Origin of the sequence: Corallococcus macrosporus, assembly GCF_017302985.1 — a bacterium.
GTDB lineage: Bacteria > Myxococcota > Myxococcia > Myxococcales > Myxococcaceae > Corallococcus > Corallococcus macrosporus_A.
In genome coordinates this window covers 154,413-179,805 of record NZ_JAFIMU010000006.1, presented here as the reverse complement: position 1 = coordinate 179,805, position 25,393 = coordinate 154,413, and the positions used below count along the sequence as shown (strand labels likewise).

Here is a 25,393-nt window from a genome sequence, read left to right as displayed (position 1 = left end):
ACGCAAGGGGGAACACGCATGGCTGGTCCAATCCGTGGCAACACGCCACCGCCGCCTGTTGTCATCAAACCGCAGCCGGCTGCGACGCAGGCCGCGCCGCCCCCACCTCCACCCGTCGTCACGCCCCCGGTCGACAAGGGCCTGCTCGCGCTCCAGCAGGTCGTGAGCACGGTGAGCACCTTCGTCAACACGGCCACCCGGACGGCGGCGCCCCAGCAGGACGCGCGCGCGGGCACCACCCCGGGCTTCAGCGTGGGCTCCCTGCTCATGGGGGGCGCGCAGGCGCTCCAGCAGCTCGCGCGCATGCTGCCCACGACGCGTGCTCCCGGCGCGACGGATCCATTGAGCCAGGGCCTGACGCAGCCGATGACCTCCGTGCGGGAGGAGTTGAAGCTGGAGCTGGCCCGCAAGCCGCCGAACCCCCAGGTCCTCGCCTTCCTCATCACCACCGGCCAGCAGGCGCTGGCCGAGTCCTCGGGGACGCTCTCCAACGTGCCCTCGGACCTGGCCGGCGCGCCGGCCGCCGCGCTGGCGGTGGAGGCGGGAGCGCTCGCGGGCGTGATGGCGCAGGCCCAGGCGCTGTTGCCTCCGGGTCCCCAGCGCGCGCAGGCAGGACAGGCGGTGCTGGAGTCGCAGGCCGTGCAGGCGCAGTCCGAGGCGCTGGTGGCGATGGCGGCCTACGTGAACGCCCCTTCGGAGAAGGGCTTCGACACCTACGTGCGCGAGTTCGCGGAGGCGCAGCTCGCCTCGCAGCGCTCGGACCTCAACCGCGCGGCGCTGCAGTTGCCCAACGCCACCCCGGAGCAGTGGGGCGCGCTGGCGGTGGCCGCCGCGGAGCTCCAGGCGTTGATGGGCATCCTCCAGCAGCCGGACCCGTTCCTGACGCTGACCACGGAGATGCAGGCGCTCAATACGCAGTGCCAGGGAGTGGAGCGGGACTGGAAGGCCGCGCCCGCCGGCATGACGGGCCAGCCCGCGGCGCTGGGGCCCCAGCTGTCGCGCCTGACGAATGGCGCCATCACCGGCCTGCCCGTGTCGGCCGAAGCGCTGCTGGCCCTCCCTGTCTCCCAGCGTCAGGCCGTCGTGGATGCGATGAGCCAGTACTCGGGACGCGGCGCCGTCAGCCCGGCCCCCGCGTTCGGCTCCACGGAAGCGGGCCAGCGCCTCTCGCAGGCGTTGAGCACGGCCGGGGAGCTGCGCGCCTCCGGCCTCACGTTCCAGGCGTACCAGGACCAGGCCTCCGCGCGTGTGTCGGCGCTCTACCAGCAGAACCCGCTCCTGGGCGTGGTGGACCCGGCGAGGCTGGTCCAGGACCTCGCGCCCGGCATGACCGCGCGCTTCACGGTGTCCAACGGACAGCTCAGCCCGTCCGTGCAGCTGGGCTCGACCACCTTCGCCCCGGAAGCGAGCACCGCGTCCGGCGCCGCGATGCTCCAGCGGATCACCTCGCAGCCGGGCTTCGCGGGGACCACCGCGGGCCTCACCCAGGGGTACGGAGCGCTGCTCCAGGGGGCACTGGCGGACGTGGTGACGTTGCAGCGCAACCTCGCGAAGGCCGTGCCGCCGCCCACCGCGATGGACCTCCTGCCGTCCGCGAGCCGCGCCTTCGAGGCCCTGGCCTCGCGGCTCACGTCACCGGGCGAGGCGGGTGGCGCCAACGGGCAGCCCGGTCCGTTGGGCCGCGCGCTTATCTTCACGGGCGGGCTCTTCGACACGTATGCGGAGAAGCAGCAGACCCAGGCGCGCCAGGACCTGGCCATCGGGCTGACGGGCGCGGTGGCGGGACTGGGGGCGACCATCCTCACGGCGGCCACGGGCGGAGCGGCGGCGCCGCTGCTCATCGCGTCGATGGCGGGCACGTCGATGCTGGCCGGCGGCTACGGCATGTTCCGCACCCATGAGCGCTTCGTGGATGCGCAGCGGCTGGCGCGGTTCGGAGCGCTCTCCGGCGTGGAGGACCCCAGCGCGTTCCAGTACCTGCTGGAGCAGGGGCTCAACCTGTTCGGCATCGTGATGGACGGGGCGGACATCGCGCAGGCGGTGCGCGTGATGCGCGGCGCGAAGGCCGCCACGGAGGCGGCGCAGATGCTCGGCTCGCTGGAGCAGTTGCTCGCGTCGCCGCTGGGCCTGCGGCTGGCGAGCCGGCTGGACGACGGAGCCGAGGTGACGGACGCGACGCTGACCGCGCTGCGGCAGCTCCAGTCTGGCGGCTACACGTTCGAAGAGGTCGCGGACATCGCCAACCGCGCGGTGACGGCCCCGGAGACCCTGACCGACGCGGAGCGCGCGCTCAACCAGGTGGTCCGCGCCGAGCGGCTCTACACGCCGCAGGCGTTGACGTTGTATCAGCGCTACCACCTGGGCCAGGGCGTGTCCCCGGAGGACGCCTACCGGACCGCGGTCGCCGCGGCGGGAGGAGACGCGACGAAGGTGCCCCCGGAAGTCGCCCAGGACTACGTCCAGTGGATGCAGCGCCCCAGCACGGTGGACAGCGCCCGGACCACGAGCATGGCCCTCACGACGACGACGGCGACGCCGCCTCCGCCGCCCAGGCTCGCCCTTTACGAGAGCAGGGAACTCACCCGCGTCGGGGTGGATCCCAAGACGGTGCGGCTGGAGACGGGGCTGGGCGGGCGTCCCGTCTACACAGCCCCGAATGGCACGCGGTACATCTACGATGGCTCGCAAGGCATGATGGAGGTGCCCCAGACGTTCCTCGCCAGCACGTATTCCGTCATGCCGGCGAAGATCAAGGAGGGCTCACTCGCCGCCGCGGGGCTCGAGGGGCTCGATCCCGAGAACCTGCGCGTCTTCCAGGCCGTGGAAGGGGGCTCGGTGCTGGTGGACAAGACGACGGGCGCCTTCTACTTCCAGGGCAGTGACGGCGCCGTCACGGACTTCTACGTCCACCTCACCCCTGCAACCAAATACGAGGAGCTGATCGCCGGCAAAGGCTTGCAGCCCTATGGCCCCATCGCACCTCCGGACGCGTTCGTGGACGGTCAGCTCCCCACGGACGTCGAGGGCCTGACGCCGGCGAATGACCCGGACATGCTCATGGCCAGCTGGACCGTGAGCTCGCATGACCAGCCGGACTGGCTCGTCACGCGCAACCGGTCCAACACACTGCTGGGCGACGTGCTCCTCGGTCAGGCCCGGCGCAGTGACACGGAGAACCCGGCGCTCGTGTACATCTTCATGCAGCCCGCTTCGACGGACGTGCTTCAGGTGAAGGCACACACGTTCACGGACGGGACCATGGGGCGTGCCAGCCTGACGCGGGAGCAGTGGTACCTGCGGGAGCCGCAGACCGCCCCCGAGGTCATCCTCTTCAATCCCGTGTCCTGGGACCGCGTCACGATGGTCATGAGCCAGACGGGAGAAATCCTCTACGCCCCACCGCCTGCTCCCTAGCTGATTCAACCGATGGTTGCCTGGGGCAAGTGCTTTCCGGGGGGGGCTGGTAAATCCAGACGCCGATTGGTTATGGATTTCCATTCCATGACCCATCCCTCCCGTTGGCTGTTGCTCACCGCCTCCCTGTTTCTGGGTGGCTGTTCTTCCTCCTCAGGCAATGACGCCGGGACGCCGCCGCCTCCGGTGGACAGCGGCACTCCCGACGCGGGGCCTCCCGACTCGGGTGTTCCCGACGCGGGGGAAGTCTGGGACGGCGGCGCGGAGACGCTGGTGGATCCGGGGGACGTGGTGGAGCAAGCGCCGTACGCGGACTGCACCTTCATGCCAGAGACAGGCACGACCCCCGCTTCGTGCTCGGACCTGGCCCTGTTCGACCGGTCCATGTGCCCATCCGGGGCGCTCGACGACCTGGGGGCTTCGGGCACGTACGAGGTGCGCTATCTGCCCTCCACCAATCCCTATCAACTCGGCTTCACGCTGCGGCTGCCTTCGGATGGGGGCGTGGGCACGAGCGATGGCAACCCGCTGCTCTTCCAGGACGTGGGGGACGGGGAGTTCTTTTTCGGGACCCGGTTCCTGCGGAGGTTGCCCACCCCCGTCTATCGGCACCTCACCTTCGCCGGCTGCACGCGACCGGAGACGGACCGCGTCAACGGTTGCTACGTGCAGTGCACCTCCGAGGGGCGGGTGATCAACAAGGGCAGCTTCACGGCGCTGCGCCATGGATGGAGGCGGGGCGAGGGGGAGGCCTCGGGCCTGAAGCTCGTCTCCGAGTCCGCCGTCCCACTGACCTTCCCGGTGGACATCTACGTCACGAAGGGACACGCGTACGTGGTCGCCATTGGCGACAGCACCGGGAGCGGAGGCCTGGCCGTCTACGATGTGAAGGACCCCGCCCACCCGGTGCTCAAGAAGCGGATCCAACTGGAGGGGGACACCTACTGGAATGGCGCCTGGGCGAAGGACGACGCGCTCTACATCGCCAGCGCCAACTCCGGGGTCATCGTCTACGACATCACGAACCCGGCGGATCCGCAGTACGTGCGCGCTTTGCCCGGCGGCGCCCTCAACGTGCACACCGTGCACGTGCGCGGAGACCGGCTCTACGGCATGGCGCCCTCGTCCTCCAGCCAGACGCTCATGTTCGACGTGAGCTCGGCGCTTTCGCCGCAACTGCTGGAGCGCATCTCGATTCCGGACGAGAGCTTCGGGGGCGTGCACGACGCCTTCGCGTATGGCGACAACCTCTACGTCAACCACACCACCGAGGGATACATCGCCTTCGACGTGAGCGACCCGGCGCGCGTCCGGGAGCTGGGGCGCTACGCCTACGGCGACGCGTTCAGCCACGCGAACGCAGTGGGCACCTTCGCGGGACGCACCATCGCGTTCGAGGGCGGCGAGCAGGTGAACGCGCACCTGCGCGTGCTGGACGTCACCGACCCCGCGAACATGCGGCTGATTGGGCAATACGCGCTGCGCCCCGAGTACTCCATCCACAACATGGTGCTGGTGGGCACGAAGCTCTACATCGCGTACTACCAGGAGGGAGTGCGCGTGCTGGACGTGTCCGTGCCGCCCCGGCCGCGCGAGGTGGCGTACTTCAACACGTACCGGGACACCCCTCCGACCCGGACGGGCTCCGAGTTCTTCTCGAACGCCATTGGCATCCGCGTGCCCGGGGACGGGTTCATCTACGTGGTGGACACGCACCGGGGCCTGCTCATCCTCAAGGAGGAGTGAGCCTGGCGTCTCAGCGAAGGTCCTGGAGCACCTGGAGCACCCGGTGCCTCAAGGCCAGCAGCTCCGAGCGCTGGGAGAGTCGCGCGAGGTTCGCGCCACTGGGGCGGAGCTCGCGAGTGAGTCCATTCAGGTTCGCCAGCTCCGCGTTCAGCCTTCGCAGAGACAGCTCGCAGCAGGTGACGCGGAAGTCCGTCACCAGGGCGTCCTCCTCCTTGGGCAGGGTCCTCGTCGCGCCCGCGAGGGCTCGCGCCACCGCTCCCGTGGCCGCGAGCCCTCCGGTGGTCGCGGTGCCCAGCGCCATTCGCAGTCCTGCCTCCTGGAGATGATCCAACGCCCCGAAGACGTCGTGTTCCCGCACGCTGGGATTGCGCAGCACACAGGCCACCGCGCGGGCCTCCAGCGCATCCACGCCGCGCTCGGCTTGCGTGACACTCGTTGGCGGCGGGGAAGGGGCCTGCGCCACCGGCGCGGCGGGTGTCCCGGTCAGCACGCCCTCCAGCTCCGCGGAGGGCAGGCCCACGTGCGCGGACAGCGCGTCGAGGAAGGCCGTGCGCATGAGGCCCGGGGGGATCTTCGCCATGACATCACGCAGCCGTCCCAGCGCGAGCATCTTCGCCTCGAAGCTGGCTTCTCGCCCCTCGGGCAGCACGGTGGTGAAGAGGTGGCGCGTGAGCGGACGGGCGTCCTCCAGCAGACGCGACACGCCGGCTCCGCCCTCCCGCAGCGCGAACGTGTCCGGGTCCTCTCCGTGGGGCAGCAGGGCCACATGGGTGGCCACTCCGGCGGCGAGCAGCGGCCCGGACAGCCGCTCCACCGCGGCGAGCCCCGCCGAGTCCCCGTCCAGCAGCAGCACCAGCTCACGGGCCTCCGCTCTCGCGAGCACCTGGAGGTGGCCCGGCGTCAGGTGCGTGGAACAGAGCGCCACGGCATGGCGCACTCCCACCTGATGCAGGAGCACGCAGTCGAAGTAGCCCTCCACCAGCACCGCGCGATGCAGCTTACGGATCTCCGCCCGCGCGAGGTCCATCCCGAACAGCGTGTCCGCCTTGTGGTAGAGCGGGCTGTCCTTCGAGTTGAGGTACTTCGCTCCCCCGGCGCCACCGGGCATGAGCCGCCCCCCGAAGCCCACGGGACGTCCGTCCGGCGAGCGCAGCGGCAACATCAGCCGGCCCCGGAAGAAGTCGTAGCAGCCCGCGCCCTTCTTGCGCGGCCGCACGAGTCCCGTCTCGAGTCCCGCCTCGCGCAGCCCCGCGCGTGCGATGCGCTCCGTGAGCCGGTCCCAGGCGTCTGGAGCCCAGCCCAACCCGAACGCGCGCGCCGTCTCCTCCGTGACGCCCCGCGCCTCCAGATAGGCCCTCGCCAATGCGCCTTCCGGGCTCCAGAGCAGGGCCTGGAAGTGTTCCTGGGCCAACCTCGTCACGTCGCGCAGGCGCTGGCTGGAGTCCGCCGCCGCGTCCTCGGCTTCGGACACCGGGAGTCCCACCTCCCGTGCCAGCTGGCGCACGGCGTCCCCGAAGGAGAGCCCGAGCATGCGCCGGAGGAAGTCCACCGCGTCTCCGCGCGCGCGGCACCCGTGACAGAAGAAGAAGCCCTTCTCCGGGACGACGAAGAAGGACGGGGTGCGCTCCTCGTGGAAGGGGCACCGGCCGCGAAACTCCTTCCCGCTCGGAGTGAGCGCCACGTGACGTGAGACGAGGCCGGGCAGGTCCACCCGGTGGCGCAGTTCCTCGAGGGTCTGGGGAGAGATGCGCCGCGATGCCATGAGCCGTTCCGGAGGGACACTCTATCCCGGAAGGGCAGGGGAGCCTGGGCGCCCGGGTCCGTGCATGACTCCCCGGCTCGCCGGCTCCTTCGTTTCGTGGAACCCCGGTTCGGAGTGGGGAAGGCCCTGGGAGCCGGCATGCGGCGTGGTCTCGTGGGAATGCTGGTGGTGCTGGTGTGCTGGGCGGAAGGCGCCGCGGCCGGCGAAGCGCTACCCGATGCGCGGCTTCACCAGGCGCGGGTGGCCTCGGACGAGGCGGACACCCTCTGGGACGCGGGCCGCTACGCGGACGCCATCACCCGGGGGGAGCAGGGGCTGGCGCTGTGGGAGTCCGTGCGCGGAAGTCCTCCTTCCGAGGTCGCCAGGGGCCTGGACCGCCTGGGGCACTGGCTCCTGCTCCGGGGGGACCTGGCCCGGGCCGAGCCGCTCCTGCTGCGCGCGCTGGCCCTCCGCGAAGCCACGCCAGGCACGCCCCCCACGGACGTCGCGCGGACGCTCATCCTCCTGGCCAGGGTCTACGCGGCCCAGGAGCTGTTCGCGCGGGCCGAGCCGCTCCTGCTGCGCGCCCTGGCCCTCCGCGAAGCCGCCCTGGGCAAGCACCACCCGGACGTCGCCGAGCCGCTCCACCGGCTCGCCAACCTCTACCTGGCCCAGGACCACTACACCCGCGCCGAGCCACTCTACCTGCGCGCCCTGGCCCTCCAGGAAGCCATCCCGGGCAGGGCCCCGCTGGACGTGGCGGAGACCCTGGGCGACCTCGCCGGCCTCTACCACCAGCAGATGCTCTACCGCCGGGCCGAGCCGCTCTACCTGCGCGCGTTGGCCCTCCGCGAAGCCACCCTCGGCGAGCACCATCCCCTGGTGGCCGAGCCGCTCTACTGGCTGGCCGTCGTCCACCGGCAGCAGGGACGGCATGCGCGCGCCGCGCCGCTGTTCGCGCGTGCCCGGCGCCTCTGGGAGACGGCCCTCGAACAGGACCCGGTGGATGTCGTCGACGTGCTCAACCGGCTCGCGGCGCTGTATGCGAGCCAGGGGCTGTACGAGCAGGCCCAACCCCTCCTTGAGCGCGCCCTGGCCCTCCGGGAAGCCACCCTCGGAGAGCGCCACCCGCTGGTCGCCGAGTCGCTCTTCCAGCTCGGCCGCAACGACCAGATCCGGGGACTGCTCGGGCAGGCCGAGCCGCTCCACCAGCGCGCGCTGGCCCTCCGGGAAGCCACCCTCGGCGCGGCGCATGACCGCGTCGCGGACTCGCTCACCCACCTGGGCGCCCTCTCCATGGAACAGGGGGCGTATGCGCGGGCCCAGCCCCTCTTCGAGCGCGCCCTGGCCATCTGGGAGACGGCCCTGGGCAAGGACCACGCCTATCTCACCCACGCGCTCATCCCCCTGGCCAACCTGCACGTGGCGCAGGGGGACTACTCCGGCGCGGAGCCGCTCTTCCAGAGGGGGCTGGCCATCCTGGAGAGGACCTGCGGCGCGCACCATCCCAGCGTCGCCCTGGCGCTCAGCAACCTGGCCGGGCTCCATGCCGCCCAGGGGCGGTACCGCAGTGCCACGCGGCTCCAGGAGCGGGCCCTGTCCATCCAGGAGGCCGCCCTGGGCCGGGAGGACGTGTCCGTGGCCTTTCCGCTCGAGGAGCTTGCCCGCCTTGACGCGATTCAGGGGCGGTACGCGCGGGCGGCGGCGCGTTACGCGCGCGCACGGGGCCTCCTGGAGGCGACGTTCGGCAAGGACTCTCCGCGCGTCGTCAGCCTCCTCAATGGACTCGCCGAGGTCCGGCAGGCCCAGCATCGGCTCGAGGAGGCCTTGCCGCTCTTCACCCACGCCTTCGCGCTGTCCGAGCAGCGTCTGCGTCAGGAGTCCCTGGGCTTCTCCGAGTCGCACCGGATCCACTTCCTCCAGGTGCTGCGCACGGACGAGGAGCGGCTCTACGCGCTGCTGCGCGCCCATCCCGGGGACGCCCGCGTCAGGCGCCTGGCGCTCAGCGCCGCCCTGCTGCGCAAGGGCCGCTCCATCGAGGAGACCGCCAGCATCTCCCGGACCGTCTACCAGGGCCTGGCGGAGGAGGACCGCGCCACCTTCGCGCGGCTGGGGGCCCTGCGCGCCCAGTTGGCCCACCTGTCCCTCCAGGGGCCCGGCACGCTGTCGCCCCGGGACTATCCGCGGCGGCTCGCGGCGCTCTCCGAGCAGGGCGATGCCCTGGAGGCCGACCTGGCCCGCCGCTCCGCGCCCCTGCGCGCGATGACCGCGCTTCCGTCGCCCGACGAAGTGGTCGACCGTGTCGCCAGGGCCCTGCCCGGTGACGGCGCGCTCGTCGAGTTCATCGCCTACGACGACCGGCCCCGGGTGGCGGGGCTCGTGTCCCCGGGTTCCCCGCGCCTGCACTACCTGGCGCTCGTGCTCCATCCCGACGCGACGACCCGGGCCGTGGACCTGGGGCCTGCCGGGCCCATCGACGCGGAGGCGTTGCGCTTCCGCGACGCCCTGGCCCGCCGCGACGCCGACATCGAAGCCCCGGCACAGGCGCTCCACCAGCGCATCTTCCAGCCCCTGCTGCCGCTGCTGGGGGAGAAGCGCCGACTCTTCCTCTCACCGGAGGGCCCGCTGGCGCTGGTGCCCTTCGCGGCCCTTCACGACGGCGAGCGCTTCCTCGTGGACGCCTTCGACTTCACCTCTCTCTCCTCGGGCAAGGACCTGCTGCCACGTCCCCAGGAGCGCACCCCTCCGGGCTCCGTGGTCGTCCTGGCCAACCCGGACTTCGGCGCTCCCTCCGCGGCGCCCTCCGCGCCCTTGCCAGGGACACGCGAGGAGGCGGAGGCCATCCAGCGCCTCCTGCCCCAGGCCCAGCTCTTCCTGGGGCCCGAGGCCACCCGGGAGCGGCTGTTGCACCTGCCCACGCCCGGCATCCTCCATCTGGCCACGCACGGCTTCTTCCTGGGGGACACAGCCGGCGCGGTCGCCTCGCGTGCGGTCATCCACTTCGGCGCGCTGGGTGAGGCGCCGCCGCTCCCCACGGAGCCCCTGCTGCGCTCCGGCCTCGTCTTCGCCGGAACGCGAGACCCGGAGCGCGTCAGGCCCGACGGCGCGCTGGTGACGGCGCTGGAGCTGGCGGGGTTGGACCTGTGGGGCACACAGTTGGTCGTCCTGTCCGCCTGCGACACGGGCCGGGGAGATGTGCAGCTGGGGCAGGGCGTGTACGGGCTGGGCCGGGCCTTCCTGGTGGCGGGCGCGGAGACGGTGGTGACGAGCTTGTGGAAGGTGGAGGACGGGACGACGAGCAGGCTGATGGGGCTCTACTATCGCCACCTGCTGGAGGGACGGGGACGGGGCGAGGCGCTGCGTGAGGCCATGCGCGCACTCCGTGAGCAACGGCCCCATCCCTACTACTGGGCCCCCTTCATCGTCGTGGGCCGGGATGCGCCCCTCCAGGGACTCACCGGTGACGACGTGGCGCGAATACCGGAACGGACGGCCGGAGTGGCGCCGTTCGACCCGGCCCTGTGAGGGGAGAGCCGCGCGGTCGCGCTCCTGGCGGGTTCCCATCTCAAGAACGGACGGGCTCCGTGCGAGGGGAGGTCGGCCGTGCCGCGAAGGTGGCCGCAGTGCAGGGGCCGTCCAGCGCGCGGGTGTTAAGCGCCAAGCCCTCAACGGGACTTGGATGCCCACGCCCCTGCGGCCTGCCGCCTGTGCCGACGATTGCCCCAATCATCGGCACGGCCTGTGTCCCGGCCCGGCACACAACCCGCGCGTCACCCCCGCATTTGGCCTGAGGGGGCCCTTCGTCACCAGACCGCCTGCAGGGCCCCATGCGTCCTATTCTCGCCAATGCTTGATCGACGCCTCGTCGACCGTCACGCTCGTGGCCGAGCAGCATTATGCCTATTGGTTGATTTCAAGAATAATAACTTCATGCAGAGGTCGCCCCTCTTTTCTGTGAAATAGCGCGTTCAGGAATCTGAATCTGAGATGTCCTTCGATCAGTCGGAATCGAGCGCCTGGATGATTGCCGCGACGGTCTTTGAATCCCTTCGGAGTGCTCAAAATGAGCATCGGATAGTCCCAAGTCCCAGTCGCGAGCATTGCCTTTCCAGTGGGCGCATTGGCCAGCACCTTGAAATCATGTTCGGGCTCTCTGCTGTTGTCGTTGAAGACGTCACTCAAGATTCTTTCTGTCGACCAGAGTTCCTTCTTTGAACGAAGCCGATGTAGTGGCAACCGACAAAAAGGGGAGTAGTGCCAGTGTCGGTGCACCCATTGCTCCAATGCTTGCGGGTCCAGGTGTGCAAACTCGGTTGAGTGCCTGCTCCACCAAGCAGAGAACGGCTCCTTTTCCCAAGAGGTCTCCCCAATCGGCCTTAATCGCTTATCCCATTTGTTTCCGCTCTCCAGGTCAATCATTGTGTATGTCCTTTGTGTTGGTTGTGTGGTTGGGTCACTTCAGGTCTTCCTTGTGTGATGGAGCTACGCGGCAGCAGCAGTTGTCCGGTTTAGTTGCGTCCAGAGTGATTCGTAGTCCTTGGACACATACGCGCTCGGTGCGGTCCCAGTGATCCGCTCGAAGTCGCCCGTAGTTGAGTCCAGTGTCCAGAGCTCAGCACCCGTCTTTGTGATGTACTGTGCGTAGGCGGAAGGCTCAGTCAGCTCCCCGCGAACGAGCGAAATGCGCGCAAGGCATTCCGGAGACATGATCACGCGAACGGAATCAGTGGCACGCCGATAATCTGCCACTTGGCCAGCAAGACGTGTGCACTCCTCTGGTGCGTTCTTCAGTTCAACGGCAATTATGCTGCGCTCGATAAAAAGCCGGCCAAAACCAATAAGGTCTGCACGGCTATCATGCACCACGACCTCCCGGGCAACTTGAAGTCCTTCTTTCCGGAGTTGTGCGGCCACTGGGGCCGTCAAGTCACACTCTAAAGAAAATCCTCCAAAGATATGGCGAATCAGGGATGCATCTATCTTTCCGCACTTCAGCACTGCCATCGCGACAACGTCGATGGGATGAGGCTTCTCTTTCTTTGGCCAGGTGTCGACGAAGCAGCGCGCTATCAAGAGGGTCTGCTTCTCCAGTTCGGCTAAGGTCTGCCGTTCGTATTCGGTAACGTGCTGGTGGCCCAGGTAGCCCATAGCAGCAAGCAACGCTTCTTTATGTTTTGCTACTCGCGCCGCGAACTGGCTACGCGATAGCCCTCCAATCCCTCGTCCTTCCCCTGATGCAGCATTCGTCAAGTCTCCCATCGTCGGCTCCCTTGATGTGCGTACGAGCGCTAAACAACCTAACGAGATGGTCTGACATGCTTCTTCTGGGGTAGGGTGGTGATGTGGTTGTGGGTAGGCCAATGGGGCTCGGGAACTCTTGCAAAGAGGCGATGCACTGGTTCTCTGTTCGCAGCCGCGAGCCCCGTTCGGAGCGTTCTACAGAGGGTGGCCGCATCCCTTGTGTCGCGGGGGCCATGTCGCGAGCACGCCACATCTGCTGCGCAAACGGGTTGGAGGCCCGCGCGGCTGCGGCCTGCCGCCTGGGGGGCTGCAGGGGCCGGCATATGCCCCACGCAGCGGCATGGCCTGTGTCGCAAGCCCAGCGCACAGCCCGCGCGGTACCCTCCACAGCAGCGCTGAGCGGCCCCTCTTCACCAGCCCGCTTACAGGGCATCATGCATCCTACCCTCGGTCTCGTGGCGCGAGTCGTCGCACGCCAAGGGTGCGGCCAGGTCTTCGAGATGCGGGGCGGCCCCAAGACCGTCGCGTCGTAATGACGGTATGGCTGGCGCCTGCGGGAGCCTCTCCTGGCGTGTGCTGGAAGACAGGAGGAAGAGTTCCTCCAGGACCTGCATCCCTGATAGCGATGCCGCACCTCATAACCCGTTTGCACGGAGCCCCCATGTACACGCTCTACTATTCGCCGGGTGCCGCCAGCATGCTGGTGCACTGGGTCCTGATCGAACTTGGCCAGCCGCACACCCTGGAACGCGTCGACACCGGCGCCGGCCAGCAGAAGCGCCCCGAGTACCTGGCGCTCAACCCGAATGGCGTCGTGCCGACGCTGCTGATTGACGGCAAGCCGCACTTCGAGGCCGCGGCCCTGGTGATGTCCCTCGCGGATCGCCATCCGGAGGTGGGCCTGGCTCCCGCGCCGGGAAGCACGGCGCGCATGGACTACCACCAGTGGATGTTCCACCTGGCGAACATGGTGCAGCCGCTGTTCCGTCAGTGGTGGTACCCCCACGAGCCCGCGGGAGAGGCCCATGCCGAGGCCGTGCGCGCCACCGTCGCGGGCCGCATCGACCGCGCGTGGCAGGTGCTGGATGCGCACCTCGCCGCGAATGGCCCGTTCCTGCTGGGGAAGACGCTCAGCGTCGCGGACTTCTACCTCGTCATGCTGATGCGCTGGTCCCGCAACATGCCGAAGCCCGCCACGGCATGGCCGCACCTGGCCGAGGTCGCCACCCAATTGAAGGCCCGGCCCTCGTTCGCGACCCTGTACCAGCGCGAGGGCCTGACGGAGTGGGCCTGAGAGGCTGGAGGGGAGAGCCCCCGAAACCTCAGAGGCCGTCGAGGAATCCATCGACCACGTCGTCCGGGACCCAGCGTGCCCAGTCGACGGCAATGACGTCATCCTCTCGTCGTGGAACTCCGGCCACGGTGCCGGACGCGACCAGCACGGCCTGCGGCCATCCGCTCATCCACGTCGCATACTCGAGTCGATAGAGGTTCGCCTCATGGAAGCCGGCCAGCAGGGTGCCCGGCTCCGCCGAGTGCTTGATCTCCACGACGGCACCGCGCTCCTTCCCGCCGGGCAGTGACACCTTCAGCGTGAGGTCGGGTCGCATCCGTCCGTTGTGGCCGAGATAGTGACGCGAGCCCGCTTCCACCGCTCCCGGTCCCAGGACCGCCTGGTTGTAGAAGAGCCGCACCCGGGCGCCATCGTCGCGCACGAGGACGGCGAGTTCCGTCCTGCCATGCATCACGAGCGTTCGTTGCAACGTCCAGCGCCCGGGCTGACGCACCTCCAGCCGTGCCTCCAGACACTGGAGGAGCCGGATGGCCACGGCGAGCTCGAAGCGCGTGTAGTCGTTCATCGGGCTGAGCGCGCCCTCGGAGAGGATGCGCGCCAGCCGCACAGGGTCTTCTGTTCTCAGCTGCTCCAACTGCAGGTGCCACCACCGGGCGAGCCCATAACAGGGGTGGCGGGCCAGCTCCGCGGCACGCAGATGGAACGCGCCGGGACGCTCCTGAGGCACTTCTCGCAGGACGGTGGACTCCAGCAGGTGGCGGAGTCGGGCCTCACAGTCGCTCGCGTCCGCGCTCCAACCGTAGGACTCTGTAATCCTGGCCGCGCGCAGCTCGGCGAGGACGTCGATGAGTCGCTTCACGGTGGCGCGCACGAGCACCTGTTCCGGAAGGTCGAAGCGTCGACGCCGGGCACGCGTGACGAAGCGTGTTGGTTCGCCAGCGAGGTGGCGGGCCAGGGTCGCGCGCACATCCAGGCGCCCTTGATAGCCACCCTCCCAAAGCCTCGGGTGCACCTCGGTGCGGGCCGTGAGGGTCCGGATGAGCTGGGGAAGCTGCTCCAGCGCCAGCTCTCGCAGCGCGTCCATGTTGGCCGCCAGCAAGCTCGCGGTAAGCAGGAGGCGGAGCTGCTGAGGCCTGCCCGTCAGCCGCTCCAGGAAACGCGCGGCGTCGGCCGCATCAATGCGCTGCCGCTGCGACTCGGGCAGCAGGTAGCCAGGGAAGTGCCCCCGGAGGAACTCCTCCCACGCCGTCCCCATGTTCAGTCCTCGCCGAGGTAGTCGGGAGGCCAGAGGTCCGCGCAACGCTCACGCAGCTCCATGAGTGCCGCATCCGATGTCCAGCCCGTGAGCGCCTCGCGGAAGAGCACGTCCACCTTGCGTGCTCGCTCCACGTCGAGTCCTTCGAGCTGGGGAAGGAGGAACATCCCCAGCGCTTCCGCGAGCGCGTCACCTGAAGCCGAGCGCCGGCGCATGTAGCGGACGATGTCGAGTGCTACAGCGGGCCCGATGTCGCGGTGCTCGAGCAACCCTTTGCGCTGGAACAGCCGCGTGAGCCGGCGCACCGCGGCCTCGTCCAGGGGCGAGTCAGGCCCCGGACCGAGTGCCGCGTGGGAGACGAGCCGGGCGTACGCCGCATCCTCGGGGAGGCCCAGGTGGACGATGGCGAAGCGACGCTGCACCGCGTACGAGAGGCGGAAGAGCGAGGTCTTGTCCCAGGTATTCATCGTCGCGATGACGCGGAACGTGCGGGAGACCCGGTGTGAGCGGTCGCTGTCGAAGCCGATGGACACGCGACGCCCTCCCTCCAACTCGAACGGAGTATCGGTTCCCTTGCCCGAGAGCACGGTCATCAGCTCGCCAAAGGCCTTGTCCACGTCAGCGCGGTTCAATTCATCCACGAGCAGCCACTGCCAGCTCTCGACCGCGCGGAGGAATGCCCCCGGACGGAAGCGCAGGGACTGATCACGCTCCAGCGCATAACCACCGATGGTCTCGTAGGTCGTCCAGTCCGCGGAGGCGGTGGCTTCGAAGATGCCGTGGCAATAGCCCTCCGAACTGGCGGCCCTGGCCAGCGCGTGTGCCAGCTCCGTCTTGCCCGTCCCGGGCGGGCCTACGAGCAGCAGATGCTTTCCGGAGGAGAGCGCCGCGCAGACGCGGTCCAGCACCCCAGGTGGAAGCTCCAGGGCGCCGATGTGCGGCTGTACGAGGGCCGTCGCGAGGTCCAGCCGGTCCGCGAGCCAACCCGCCGGCGCGACGACGTCAGCCTTGGGACTGGAGGCGGACTGCGGGACGTCCTCCGCCAGCGGCTCTTGCCGCACCTTGCGTCGGCGGGATGGCGCCTCTGCGTCAGGTTCCATTCCCACCATTTCTCGGTCCGTTAGATCCTTTTCCGCCGCCTCCTCATGAATGTCCGAGAGCTGGGCGTTGAGCTGGGCGGCTTCATCGGAATGCCGCTTCAGCGCCTCTCTGCCCCGAGCGGTGATCACGTCACCGTTGGGTGTGCGGTCTGTGAGCCCGAGCGAAAGCAGCCAATTCCGTCGGAAATTCGTCTGGTTCGAGGACTTCCAATACACATCGAGCAGCCTTTCGAGCTGCCACTGCACCTCGTCCGTCCGGGTGCCCCAGCCAAACTCCACGATGACAAGGGTCGCCAGCATACCCTGGTAGGCCTCATGGAGCCGGTCGAAGAGGAGCAGCGCATCACCCGAAGCGCGGTATTCCTCGCCCCTGCTGGTGAGGTCGAGCTTTCCTCCGAGCTCAGTCGCGAAGCGCAGGTTCGTCAGCAGCCGCCGGTAGCCCACCCGAGCGGATTCGCCCGACACCTCATAGCGCTCCAGAAGATTGCGCTCGAACTCCTTCACGCTACGTGGCTGGACGGCGAGCCATTCCAGCAGTTCGTCGAGGGTCGCCTTGTATTGGCGAACACCGCCCGGGAGCGGGAAGAGGCCCGCGAACTTATCGGTGGGTGGAGCTTCGTCCGCCGCTTCGCTGTCATCAGCTGCCGAGTCAGGGATTCGAAACGGCATATTTCCCTCCGAAGCGTCATCGTCCATGCGCATCAGGAAGGGGAGCTTGAGCAGCGCGAGGTGGACAAGCCGCCGGAAGGCTTCAGCCGGGCTGGGACGCACCTCCGCGGTGGGCACCTCGGAGCGGAATACCTCCACACGGGCTCTGGAGAGCAATGGGAGTCCGGACCTGCTCACCACCGCCTTCAGGGCCGCGTGGTCTCCCTTTTCAACGTATTCCTTGCGCTTGTAGATGGTGGCGCTCGCGACGAAGGCAAGCTCCTCGCCGTCCTCCGCTTCGAGGAATCGGCTGCACAGGTTGAGCCAGACAAGGTCCCTTGTCCGCTCCATGAGACTGACCCGGATCGCGACATAGTGGTGATGCTCGTTGGCGGGCCGTGAGTAGTCCGCCTGGACGAGGAGCGTTCGCGAACCTTCCTTCCAGGAGCACTTGACCTGGACCGCGCCCGGCCAGGGGCCGTCGGTGGACGCATCCAGCACCTCTTGCCCCTCTGCACTCAGCGTTGGGAAGGGCGGAGGGGGCAGGCGCTCGATCTGGATGTCGATGGCATTGCCCTCGACTTCGAACCGCAGATCCGCTGCCGCGTCGACGATACTGCGTGCCGTGCGCAGCGCGAGGCGGTTGGCGTCTTTTCGAACCGTCATGAAGGGGCCGGACTACAGCGCCGTCGCCATGCCTGACGCAATCCCCTAGAAGAGGGAGGGGGCGAAGATGGGGCGCACGCTGAGTCTGCGGCGCCCCGCGCTCAGGCCGGTTCGACGCGGTCGACGTAGGCGTCGAACGCCTTCTTCCAGGCAGGGCGCGCGATGCAGCGCTTCTGGAAGGCGAGCACGTTGGGATGGTCCTTGACGACACTCTCGTCGATGCCGGCGCCCAGGACATGCGTCATCAAGAGGTCCGCGACGGTGAACTCGTGGGTCGCGATGAACTCCCTGCCCGCGAGCCAGCCGTCGAGCTGCTTCAGGCGCATGTCCCCCCACTGGTGAAGCGCCTCGCTCGCCTGGGTGCCCTTGCCGCCGTACAGGTCGACGAACCACGCGGTCAGGATGGGAACTTCAATCGTGTTCAGCGCCGCGACGCACCAGCGCAGCACCTGCGCTTCGCCGGCGAGGTCATGCGGCATCAGCTTGCCGCTCTTGCGCGCGAGGTAGAGCAGGATCGCGCCAGACTCGGTGACGACCACGCCGTCGTCGTCGATCGCCGGAATCTGTCCGAAGGGATTGAGCGCGCGATACGCCGGCGTATCGAGGTCGTGCTCGGGATGATCCATCCCCACGATTTCGTACGGCAGACCCATCTCCTCCAGCGCCCATAGCACGCGCAGGTCGCGGGTCTTGCCGTGGGCCATCTTGTTCACTCGGGAGAAGCCGTAGACCTTGATCATGCGCGCATCCTACGTCGTGCGCGGATGGACGGTGCAGGCCTCGTCACCGCACCCGGCCCAGGCCTTTCTGGATGGCCGGCTCCGACGCGCTCACGCGCCCCACGTAGAACACCCCCTGGTAGCCTTCCGCGTTGGCCGAATCCCAGAGGTGCACGAAGAAGCGGTCGCCGTTGTCATGGCCCTTCGTCGCCTTCACGCCGCAGTCCAGCTTGTTGCCCACCGGGTCCGCCGCGCAGATCCACGCCGAGCCGCTGTCGTAGGCCATGTCCAGCGTCACCACGTCCTTGAGCTGCGTCTTCAGGACGCGGCCCATCGGCTGGTAGTCCTTGTCCCAGGGCAGGCCCCGTGCGGTGCGCGAGTGGATGTTGCCGCTCACCACCAGGTGATAGCGCGCGGGCTCCGCCTTCACGTGCGAGAGCACCGTGGCCGCGAGCGCGTCCTCTCGCTTCTGACCCGTGAGCTTCGGGTGGTCGTAGACGAACACCGACACGTCCAGGCCCTGCGCTCGCAGCTGGCGCAGTTGCTCCAGCATGTTCGCCACCGCTTCGCTGCTACGGCCGTCCGGATAGGGGCTGCGCCAGAAGGGGGCCTCCATCAGCTTGAGCCAGTCCGCATCCTCGCCATGGCTCTGGAGGAAGTGCTCCACGCGCTCCTCGTTCTCCACGGGCAGCTCCAGTCCCACGGACACCGGTATGCCCGACGTGACGATCTGGCAGACGGACTGCGCGATGAAGCGCGGCACTTCCTGCGTGCCGTGCAGCTCGCCCAGCAGCATCACTCCGCCCGGCTGCACCTGCTTCTTCAGGCCGATGATGGCCTGGCCGCACTCGGTGAAGGCCGGTGCGTCCTTCGCTTCGGGCGCCCTGGCCACCTGCTGCGCAGGCGCTGCTTCCTGCTTCTTCGCCAGCCGGGGCGCGACGCCGCGGAAGACCTTCCACTCCATGTTCATGTCGCGCGTGCCCTGGGCGGAGTCCACGTAGAAGGCATTCTCCCCGCGCGGGAAACTGAGCCGATCCTCGTCGTCTTCCGCGCTCAGGGGGATGCCGTCAGGGGGCGGTCCGAACAGGTCGCGGCGCACGCCCCAGTCGATCTGCCTGCCGGGCTGGATGAGGGCCTTGTTCACGGTCTTGGTGATGCGGATGACCCACAGCTTGCTCGTCGTGGGAGTCTCCCGCTTGCCGATGACCATGTATCGGTGCCAGTAGCCCGAGATCTTCGAGCCACCGAATTCCTCCTTCCACTCGGTCTCCAGCACGCGGCTGTCCTTGTCCTCGCGGTAGCTCAGGTTCGCGGCCTTGAAGTACTCGCGCACCGACGGCCACATCTCTTCGAGCGGCGCGTCGTAGATGGCCTCGTGGTCCGGCGTCTCCAGGCTCCTGTGGCCTGCACAGCCCACCACGAAGAACAAAGCCATCCATCCCACGAGCCAGGTCGAGCGCATTGCGTGATTCCCTTCATCCCGTTCCACGATGAAGGTGAAACGCAACCCCGCCGCAGCCATATCGAACGCCGGGCCAGCACAGGCCTATTGCTGCTTCAAGCTTCGCTGCTCAACCAGAATGCGCGGTTGCTGCTGCGCAGCGCCCTTTCCAGGAACTCCGCGAAGCTGGAGGCAATGCGCTCCACCTCGGGAAACGTCTCATGGAAGGCGTCGAACAGTGGATAGTGGGCCGACTCGCGCTGGGTAGCGTCGAGGACGACGTAGTCGGAGTCCTGCATGTCCACCAGCGTGAAGACGGACGGCGCCCCATCCTGGTCCGCGTCGCTGGCCCGGATGGCCAGACGTGCTCGGCGGATCTCCGCGAGCGGCAAGACGCGGTAGAGGGCATCAGCCCGGGGCTTGAAGAGCGTGCATCCGTCGCAGTGCAGGTAAAAGGCGCGCAGGTCATCGTCCAGCCTCCAGCCCATGCGCTTCTCGAAGGCAGCCAGTTGCGTGGACGTCGCGGGTGCGTTGGGGAAGTGGAGTCGGGAGACTTCGGCGAGGAGTGGGTCCATGTTCATGGCCGTCAGTCCACGTAGGGCCGGTCGGGACCAGGTTTCAGCCACTGGCCACCTGGCGCGTAGCAGGCAGGATACTCGCGGTTGAAGACGCCGTGCACGTCGTCGGGCGCGGGGATGACGTTGTCCCTGGCCAGCGGTGCCCCACCGTGCCCCAGGTCGAAGATGTGGTGTCCCTGCCAGTTGGCGCCGTTCGTTGTGGGCCAGCCGCCGAACTCGCGAGCCCATTCGTCGCGGAATGCGGTCCGCGAGTTCTTCCAGGTATCCCGACGCCACTTCAGGTCCGCCACCTTGGGGTAGTCGCAGCAGCAGTGGGTGATGGCGAAGCGGCCACCGGCCTGCGCGGGCATGAGGAGGAATCGGCCCTGCCAGTCACCCTTGATGTCGGCGAGCCACATGCAACCCATCAGTGCGTGACCCTGCGCGGCGCACTTCGACTCGCAGCGGGCAATGAACGCGGTGCTGCACTGCCAGGGCCCGTAGTAGATGGTCGTCCTGAGTTGGCCACCGTCCGGAGTGCTGACGATGGAGCCGACCCACTTCGAGCGTGCAGGGCTTCCTCCACCGCCGATGGTCGCAGACCCGCATCCGCCGAGGATGAGGAGCGTAGCTACGCTCGCGGTGCGGCAGCGGGAGAAAGCGGCTTTCATGACAGCCAATGACAGCACAGCCAAAGCTGGCAAGCCAACATCGTCTCCCTTCCGCTAGGCGCGCCAGCTCAGCCGCACGCGGGTGCCTCGGGGATCCAAAGCATCAATGGTCAGCGTCCACCCGAAGTGCCGGGCCAGCCGTTCCACCAGCGACAGTCCTATGCCGTGGCTCTCGCTCCCTGGCTCTGCGCGGCCGAAGCCGACCCCTGTGTCGGAGAGGGTCCACGCAGAAGGTTCGAGGGTGATGACGATGCGCCCCGCGTCTGTGTAGGCGAGCGCGTTCTTGAGGAGGTTGCCCATCATCACCCTGGCGACGGACGCAGGGATGGGTGCGTGGACCTCTCCAGTGGATTCGATGGTGAGCTCGATGCCGTCGCTTCGCCGGAGGTGCCCATAGAGCGCGAGCAGTTCCCTGGAGACGCGGTGCAGGTCGCAGCGCTCCTCCGTGCGGCGCTCCCGGGCCAGCCAGAGGATGCCCTCTGTCAACAGGCCCATCTGGCTCACGGCCCGGCGCAGCCGGTCGAAGGTCTCCGCGTCTCGCGGTGGGTCGAGCTCCAGGATCTCCACCGCCCCCTGTGCCACGGCCAGCGGCGTGCGCAGCTCGTGACTTGCGTCGCGGTTGAACCGCCGCTCACGCTCCAACTGCTCCTGGATGCGCGCGTCGCGTGCGCGCAGCGCGTCCAGCAGTGCCCGGACCTCCGCCACTCCGCCGTCATCCTCTGGAGGTGCTGCGCCTTCCGCCTGGGTCCACTCCACCATCCGCTCCAGAGGGCGGCCGAGCCGGCGGGCCATGAGGCGCGCGAGCAGCACCGCGGCCAGCATGGCCAGGAGGGCACTGGTGAGGAGCAGCCCCGCCGTCCGCTTCAGGTTGTCCGTCGTGCTCGTCAGGCGTGTCACGTCGAACGCGAAGTACCGCTGGCTTCCATCCGCGCCGGGGCGCACCGCGACGTGGAAGTGTCCGTGGCTTCCCGCGGCCACTTCGTACTCGCCAGGAGGCGCGCCAGGACGCAGCCGCTCCGCGAGCCAGGGCGGCAGCGCGGAGTGCCCGTCATACCGGGTGACTCCGGGGAAGTGGCCTGGCTCGGGCCGGTCTGCTTCCGCGGCCACGATGCGGCTGAAGATGACGTCCTCGAGGTCGTAGCTGAAGAGCGTGAAGAACCCGCCCATCATCACCAGCGCGAACGTGGCGGACAGCCCCATGGCGCGCCGGAGCATGGCGCGCACCGAACGCGTCCTAGCGCGCATCCAGGCGGTACCCCTCGTTGCGGCGGGTGGTGATGGCATCGTCGAGCCCCAGCTCGGCCAGCGCCTTGCGCAGGGCATAGACGTGGGTGCGCAGCGCGCTGGACTCGGGGGCTTCATCTCCCCAGAGCCGCTGAGCCAGCGTCGCCGCGGGGACGGCTTCGGGGGCGGCCTCCATCAACCACCGCAGGAGGAGTGCCTCGGTGCGGTTGAGCCGGACGGTGCGTCCACCCCAGCGCGCCTGTCCGCTCTCCGGCTCCAGCGTGAGCCCGCCCCACGTCAGCGTTCGCCCGCTCGGAGGGACGGGCCGGCGCGCCAGGGCCTCCAGGCGCCAGCGCAGCTCCCGGAGCGAGAACGGTTTGACGAGGTAGTCATCCGCTCCCGCTTGGAAGCCCTCTTCCTTGTCCTCGAGCGTGTCCCTGGCGGTCAGCATCAGGATGGGGACGAGCCGGGGCGCGACCTGCCGGTAGCGCTGACACACCTCGATGCCGCTCATGCCGGGCAACATCAGGTCCAGCACGATGACGTCGTACGGGTGCGCCAGCGCGAGCGCGAGTCCCTCGGGGCCGGTGCCCGCGAAGTCCAGTTGGAAGTCCGGCTCCAGGAACCGCGCGATGTTGGCCTGGAGGTCTCTGTTGTCCTCGATGACGAGCACACGCATGGGAGTGACCCGGATGCTACCCGCAGGCACGTCAGTTGAAGGTCAGCTGGCGGGTGACGCCCGGCTGACGCTCGCTCCCTCATCGTCCAGGGCCTCTTTCGATGGAGGCATCCATGCTGAAGCGTTCGCTGTTGTTGATGTTGCTCGCCACCTCCGTGGCCGCGAGCCCCGCGGTCCCGCTGGAGGTCCACGCGGAGGATGGGTCGCCCATTCCCGCGTGGGTGCTGGAGCCGGAAGGAAAGGGGACGAATCCGCCCGTGGCCGTCCTGCTGCATGGCCTCACCCGGAGTAAAGACGACTGGCTCTCCGACGAGGAGCCGACGTTCGGCGGCGTCCTGACGGAGCAACTGCGGAGCGCGGGCTACCGGGTCTACCTCATGGACGCGAGGCGGCACGGCGCACGCGCGACCCCGGATGCGAAGCCTGGAGCCCTCGCGAAAAAGGCACACGCCGGTGAGCCCGGTCCCTATCAGGCGATGATTGTCGACACCGTGAAGGACGCGCAGGTGCTCCTCACGAAGGTGCTCGCCAACGGCAAGAAGCCGCCGCGAGTGCTCGTCGCCGGCTACAGCATGGGCGCCCAGGTGGGCCTGCTGCTGGCCTCTCGCGAGCCTCGCGTCACCCACCTGGTGACGATGGTGCCGCCCCATGTCGACCCCGTGCTGGGCGACGCCGCGCCGGTGAACCGGATGGGCAAGATCCATCAGGATTGGCTGCTGCTGACGGCGAACCGCGATCCCTTCTCCACCGAGGAGGACAACCAGAAGCTGTTCGACGCCGCGCCCTCCAAGCGCAAGACGCGCCGGACCTTCGACAGCGGACACGCGCTGCCTCGCGAGTATCTGGACGAAGTCCGTCGCTGGCTGGGCGAGGCACGGCGACTGCCGTAAGGGCTCTCTCTCCCGAGCATCGAGCCGGTGCGCGGCGTAGGCTCCCGGTCATGAGACGCAGATGGACTCTCGCGGGGATTGCCACGCTGGGCGTGCTCGTCCAGGGCGTGTCGGGCTGTTGCCCGGGGCCGCGGCAGCTGGGGTCGGGGCTTCAGGCCTTCTCGCAGGCACGCGTGGACAATCGCATCCTCGCGGTCCTCCGCCTGGATCGGACCCTGATTGCCTTTCCTCCCCAGGAGGACAAGGGGACGCGCGTCGCCAGTGGAAGTCTGTCGGTCATCGAGACCACCCTGGAGGTGCGGTTCCCCTCCGGACCGGAGCGTCCGGAGGGGCTGCGCGTGGCCGGACTCATGATCCGGAACGGGGAAGGGTGGGTGGTGAGCCGGCAGTCGTTTGATCAGGAGCAGGTCGTGCAGGCCCAGACCCTGCGCTCCCGGCTCGAGCTCAAGGGCCGGGAGGACCAACCGTTGCCGCCGGGGGAATACACGGTGGAGGCGTTGCTCTACAGCGAGCCGGCGGGAGAACCGACCGTGGTCCAGACCCGGTTCCGGCTCGCCTCCTGTGCATTCTATTGATTACCGGGCCGTGACCTGATCCGCGGTGAGGCAGGGCTCCACCTTCTCAGGGGCCACCAGGAAGGGCTCCTCGCGGTCCAGCGCGCGCGACGCGCCCAGCGCGCTGTCTCCAATGGTGCCGCCGCCATCGAACACCAGCGCCAGCCAGTCGTGCTGCGACGCGGGGAACACCGTGGCGGTGCTGCCGTCGCGGTTGAGGTCCCGGGCGTAGGTGGTCGTCTGGATGCTCCCGTTGGCGTTCATGTCCAGGTTGGCGCTCGCGGTGCCGGCGACCTGGACGTTGACCATGCGCAGCCCGCCAATCTTCGCCAGGTCCGCCTCCGTGGTGGGGGCCACGGGCGCGAACGCCGCGACCTCGTTGATGGCCGCCTCGTTGAAGGACGCCACGCGCACGCGTGAATAGTCGAACACGTTCGCCGCGCCGCCGATGGTGAAGCCATACACCTGATACTCGTAGTTCATGATGCTCAGGTAGTTGGGCTTGTAGTTGGCGTTGTCGGTGCCGCCGTGGCGCAGGCCGATGTTGTGCCCCAGCTCGTGCATGATGGTGCCGGCCTGCTGCAGCTCCGTGCCGCCCGGCGTGGGCCAGCCGCCCAGCGTCACCACGAAGTCGTGGGCGGGGATGCCGCGCGAGATGCCGCTGGAGGTGCCTCCACTGTATTTGTTGGCGAACAGCATGTAGTGGAAGAAGGGCGCGCGGGCGGCGGCGAAGTACTTGGCCTTGATCGCGTCGAAGTCCGTCCACACCGGGTTCAGGTCCAGGTCCTCGTCCGCCGTGGCGATCTGCTGATCCAACGTCAGGTGCAGCGTGATGCCGGTGCTGCCGTCCGGGTTGGACACCGGCGCGTTGGCGAAGGAGGTGATGATCCGGTTGAGCGCGCCCTGCGTGGGCTTGCGGTTGGCGTAGTAGTCCGCCTCGATGAAGATGTCCTTGCGGCGCGCATTGGCGCCCAGCGCCGGCAGGTTCACGCCGCCGGAACCGAACAGCTCCGCGTAGTCACTCAGCCGGTCGCCGTCCGTGTCGGTGCTCTGCGGGTTGGTGCCGTACTGCGCCTCCACCTTGTCGCAGACGCCGTCGCCGTCCGTGTCCACGTCGGAAGCCAGACACCCGGGCGCCGCCTGCGCGATCACGCCCTGGGCCACCGTCGGCAGGGCTTCCGCCGGCGCCTCCACGCCTTCACCGCCACCACACCCGTTCAATCCCAGCAGGGTCACGGACGCCGTCAGCAAGGTCTTCTGGAGCTTGGACATGGTCTTCCTTAGGGGCTCGAGGGCCAGCATCAAGCCGGCCTGGGCATCCTATCACAAATCCAGCATATCCTGCTTTAACCATTAATCCGTGTTTGGACGCGGACTTACGGAGCCCGTCACGCTCCGGTCACGCCCTTGGGACTACGCAGGGGGCATGCCACCGAGACGACGGTTTTCTGTCATGCATCATCCGCGCGCCCGCCCGAGGCCGCGGTTCAAGAAGCCCCGCAAGGCGTTTGTGCCGGCATGGTCCTGGTCACGAAGGTGTAAATAGCCGGGCC

The 25,393-nt window shown here is 68.5% G+C and carries 18 protein-coding genes; 6 read left to right on the top strand and 12 right to left on the bottom strand.

Features of this window, described 5'->3' with window-relative positions:
- The first annotated feature begins 18 nt into the window (after positions 1 to 18).
- Positions 19 to 3,414 carry a hypothetical protein gene (locus JYK02_RS10820; RefSeq protein ID WP_207050845.1) on the top strand — a complete coding sequence of 1,132 codons (3,396 nt, stop codon included), beginning with the start codon at positions 19 to 21 and terminating at the stop codon, positions 3,412 to 3,414.
- Between the two features lie 87 nt (positions 3,415 to 3,501).
- Positions 3,502 to 5,160, top strand: coding sequence for an LVIVD repeat-containing protein (locus JYK02_RS10815; protein WP_242588643.1), 1,659 nt, complete (start codon positions 3,502 to 3,504; stop codon positions 5,158 to 5,160).
- 10 nt (positions 5,161 to 5,170) lie between these two features.
- Here the strand turns inward: JYK02_RS10815 and dnaG are convergent, their stop codons facing one another.
- Positions 5,171 to 6,922, bottom strand: a complete 1,752-nt coding sequence (dnaG, locus tag JYK02_RS10810; RefSeq protein WP_207050843.1) for a DNA primase — start codon at positions 6,920 to 6,922, stop codon at positions 5,171 to 5,173.
- A 138-nt stretch (positions 6,923 to 7,060) separates the two neighbouring features.
- On the opposite strand from dnaG, the gene JYK02_RS40380 reads away from it, so the two are divergent.
- Positions 7,061 to 10,426 carry a CHAT domain-containing tetratricopeptide repeat protein gene (locus tag JYK02_RS40380; protein ID WP_207050842.1) on the top strand — a complete coding sequence of 1,122 codons (3,366 nt, stop codon included), beginning with the start codon at positions 7,061 to 7,063 and terminating at the stop codon, positions 10,424 to 10,426.
- Between the two features lie 375 nt (positions 10,427 to 10,801).
- On the opposite strand, the gene JYK02_RS10800 is transcribed toward JYK02_RS40380, so the two are convergent.
- Positions 10,802 to 11,320, bottom strand: a complete 519-nt coding sequence (locus JYK02_RS10800; RefSeq protein WP_207050841.1) for a hypothetical protein — start codon at positions 11,318 to 11,320, stop codon at positions 10,802 to 10,804.
- 63 nt (positions 11,321 to 11,383) lie between these two features.
- Positions 11,384 to 12,160 carry a hypothetical protein gene (locus JYK02_RS10795; protein ID WP_207050840.1) on the bottom strand — a complete coding sequence of 259 codons (777 nt, stop codon included), beginning with the start codon at positions 12,158 to 12,160 and terminating at the stop codon, positions 11,384 to 11,386.
- 643 nt (positions 12,161 to 12,803) lie between these two features.
- On the opposite strand from JYK02_RS10795, the gene JYK02_RS10790 reads away from it, so the two are divergent.
- Positions 12,804 to 13,436 carry a glutathione S-transferase family protein gene (locus tag JYK02_RS10790; protein WP_207050839.1) on the top strand — a complete coding sequence of 211 codons (633 nt, stop codon included), beginning with the start codon at positions 12,804 to 12,806 and terminating at the stop codon, positions 13,434 to 13,436.
- A gap of 28 nt (positions 13,437 to 13,464) precedes the next feature.
- Here JYK02_RS10790 and JYK02_RS10785 read toward each other — a convergent pair whose 3' ends face one another.
- The 8 genes from JYK02_RS10785 to JYK02_RS10750 form a co-directional block, all read right to left on the bottom strand.
- On the bottom strand, positions 13,465 to 14,691 hold the full coding sequence (locus JYK02_RS10785) for a hypothetical protein (RefSeq protein WP_207050838.1): 1,227 nt from the start codon (positions 14,689 to 14,691) through the stop codon (positions 13,465 to 13,467).
- 2 nt (positions 14,692 to 14,693) lie between these two features.
- Positions 14,694 to 17,105 carry an AAA family ATPase gene (locus JYK02_RS10780; protein WP_207050837.1) on the bottom strand — a complete coding sequence of 804 codons (2,412 nt, stop codon included), beginning with the start codon at positions 17,103 to 17,105 and terminating at the stop codon, positions 14,694 to 14,696.
- A gap of 101 nt (positions 17,106 to 17,206) precedes the next feature.
- Complete coding sequence (locus JYK02_RS10775; protein ID WP_207050836.1) at positions 17,207 to 17,845, bottom strand: glutathione S-transferase family protein; 639 nt, start codon at positions 17,843 to 17,845, stop codon at positions 17,207 to 17,209.
- A gap of 43 nt (positions 17,846 to 17,888) precedes the next feature.
- A complete protein-coding gene (locus JYK02_RS10770; RefSeq protein ID WP_207050835.1) occupies positions 17,889 to 19,286 on the bottom strand; it encodes a hypothetical protein in 1,398 nt (465 codons plus the stop codon).
- Positions 19,287 to 19,381: 95 nt separating this feature from the next.
- Positions 19,382 to 19,846: an SMI1/KNR4 family protein gene (locus tag JYK02_RS10765; protein WP_207050834.1), complete on the bottom strand. Its 465-nt coding sequence runs from the start codon at positions 19,844 to 19,846 to the stop codon at positions 19,382 to 19,384.
- Between the two features lie 5 nt (positions 19,847 to 19,851).
- Positions 19,852 to 20,241, bottom strand: coding sequence for a hypothetical protein (locus JYK02_RS39580; protein ID WP_242588641.1), 390 nt, complete (start codon positions 20,239 to 20,241; stop codon positions 19,852 to 19,854).
- 306 nt (positions 20,242 to 20,547) lie between these two features.
- Complete coding sequence (locus tag JYK02_RS10755; protein ID WP_242588681.1) at positions 20,548 to 21,708, bottom strand: sensor histidine kinase; 1,161 nt, start codon at positions 21,706 to 21,708, stop codon at positions 20,548 to 20,550.
- Positions 21,709 to 21,727: 19 nt separating this feature from the next.
- Entirely contained in the window at positions 21,728 to 22,396 is a 669-nt protein-coding gene (locus JYK02_RS10750) for a response regulator transcription factor (RefSeq protein ID WP_207050831.1), read from the bottom strand.
- A gap of 113 nt (positions 22,397 to 22,509) precedes the next feature.
- Here JYK02_RS10750 and JYK02_RS10745 point away from each other — a divergent pair, with 113 nt between their 5' ends.
- Both JYK02_RS10745 and JYK02_RS10740 read left to right on the top strand, forming a co-directional pair.
- Positions 22,510 to 23,286: an alpha/beta hydrolase gene (locus JYK02_RS10745; RefSeq protein WP_207050830.1), complete on the top strand. Its 777-nt coding sequence runs from the start codon at positions 22,510 to 22,512 to the stop codon at positions 23,284 to 23,286.
- 50 nt (positions 23,287 to 23,336) lie between these two features.
- The gene (locus tag JYK02_RS10740; RefSeq protein ID WP_207050829.1) at positions 23,337 to 23,861 is read left to right on the top strand and encodes a hypothetical protein; all 525 of its coding nucleotides are present in this window, start codon (positions 23,337 to 23,339) and stop codon (positions 23,859 to 23,861) included.
- Here the strand turns inward: JYK02_RS10740 and JYK02_RS10735 are convergent, their stop codons facing one another.
- Positions 23,862 to 25,112 carry a hypothetical protein gene (locus JYK02_RS10735; RefSeq protein WP_207050828.1) on the bottom strand — a complete coding sequence of 417 codons (1,251 nt, stop codon included), beginning with the start codon at positions 25,110 to 25,112 and terminating at the stop codon, positions 23,862 to 23,864.
- Positions 25,113 to 25,393: the final 281 nt, after the last annotated feature.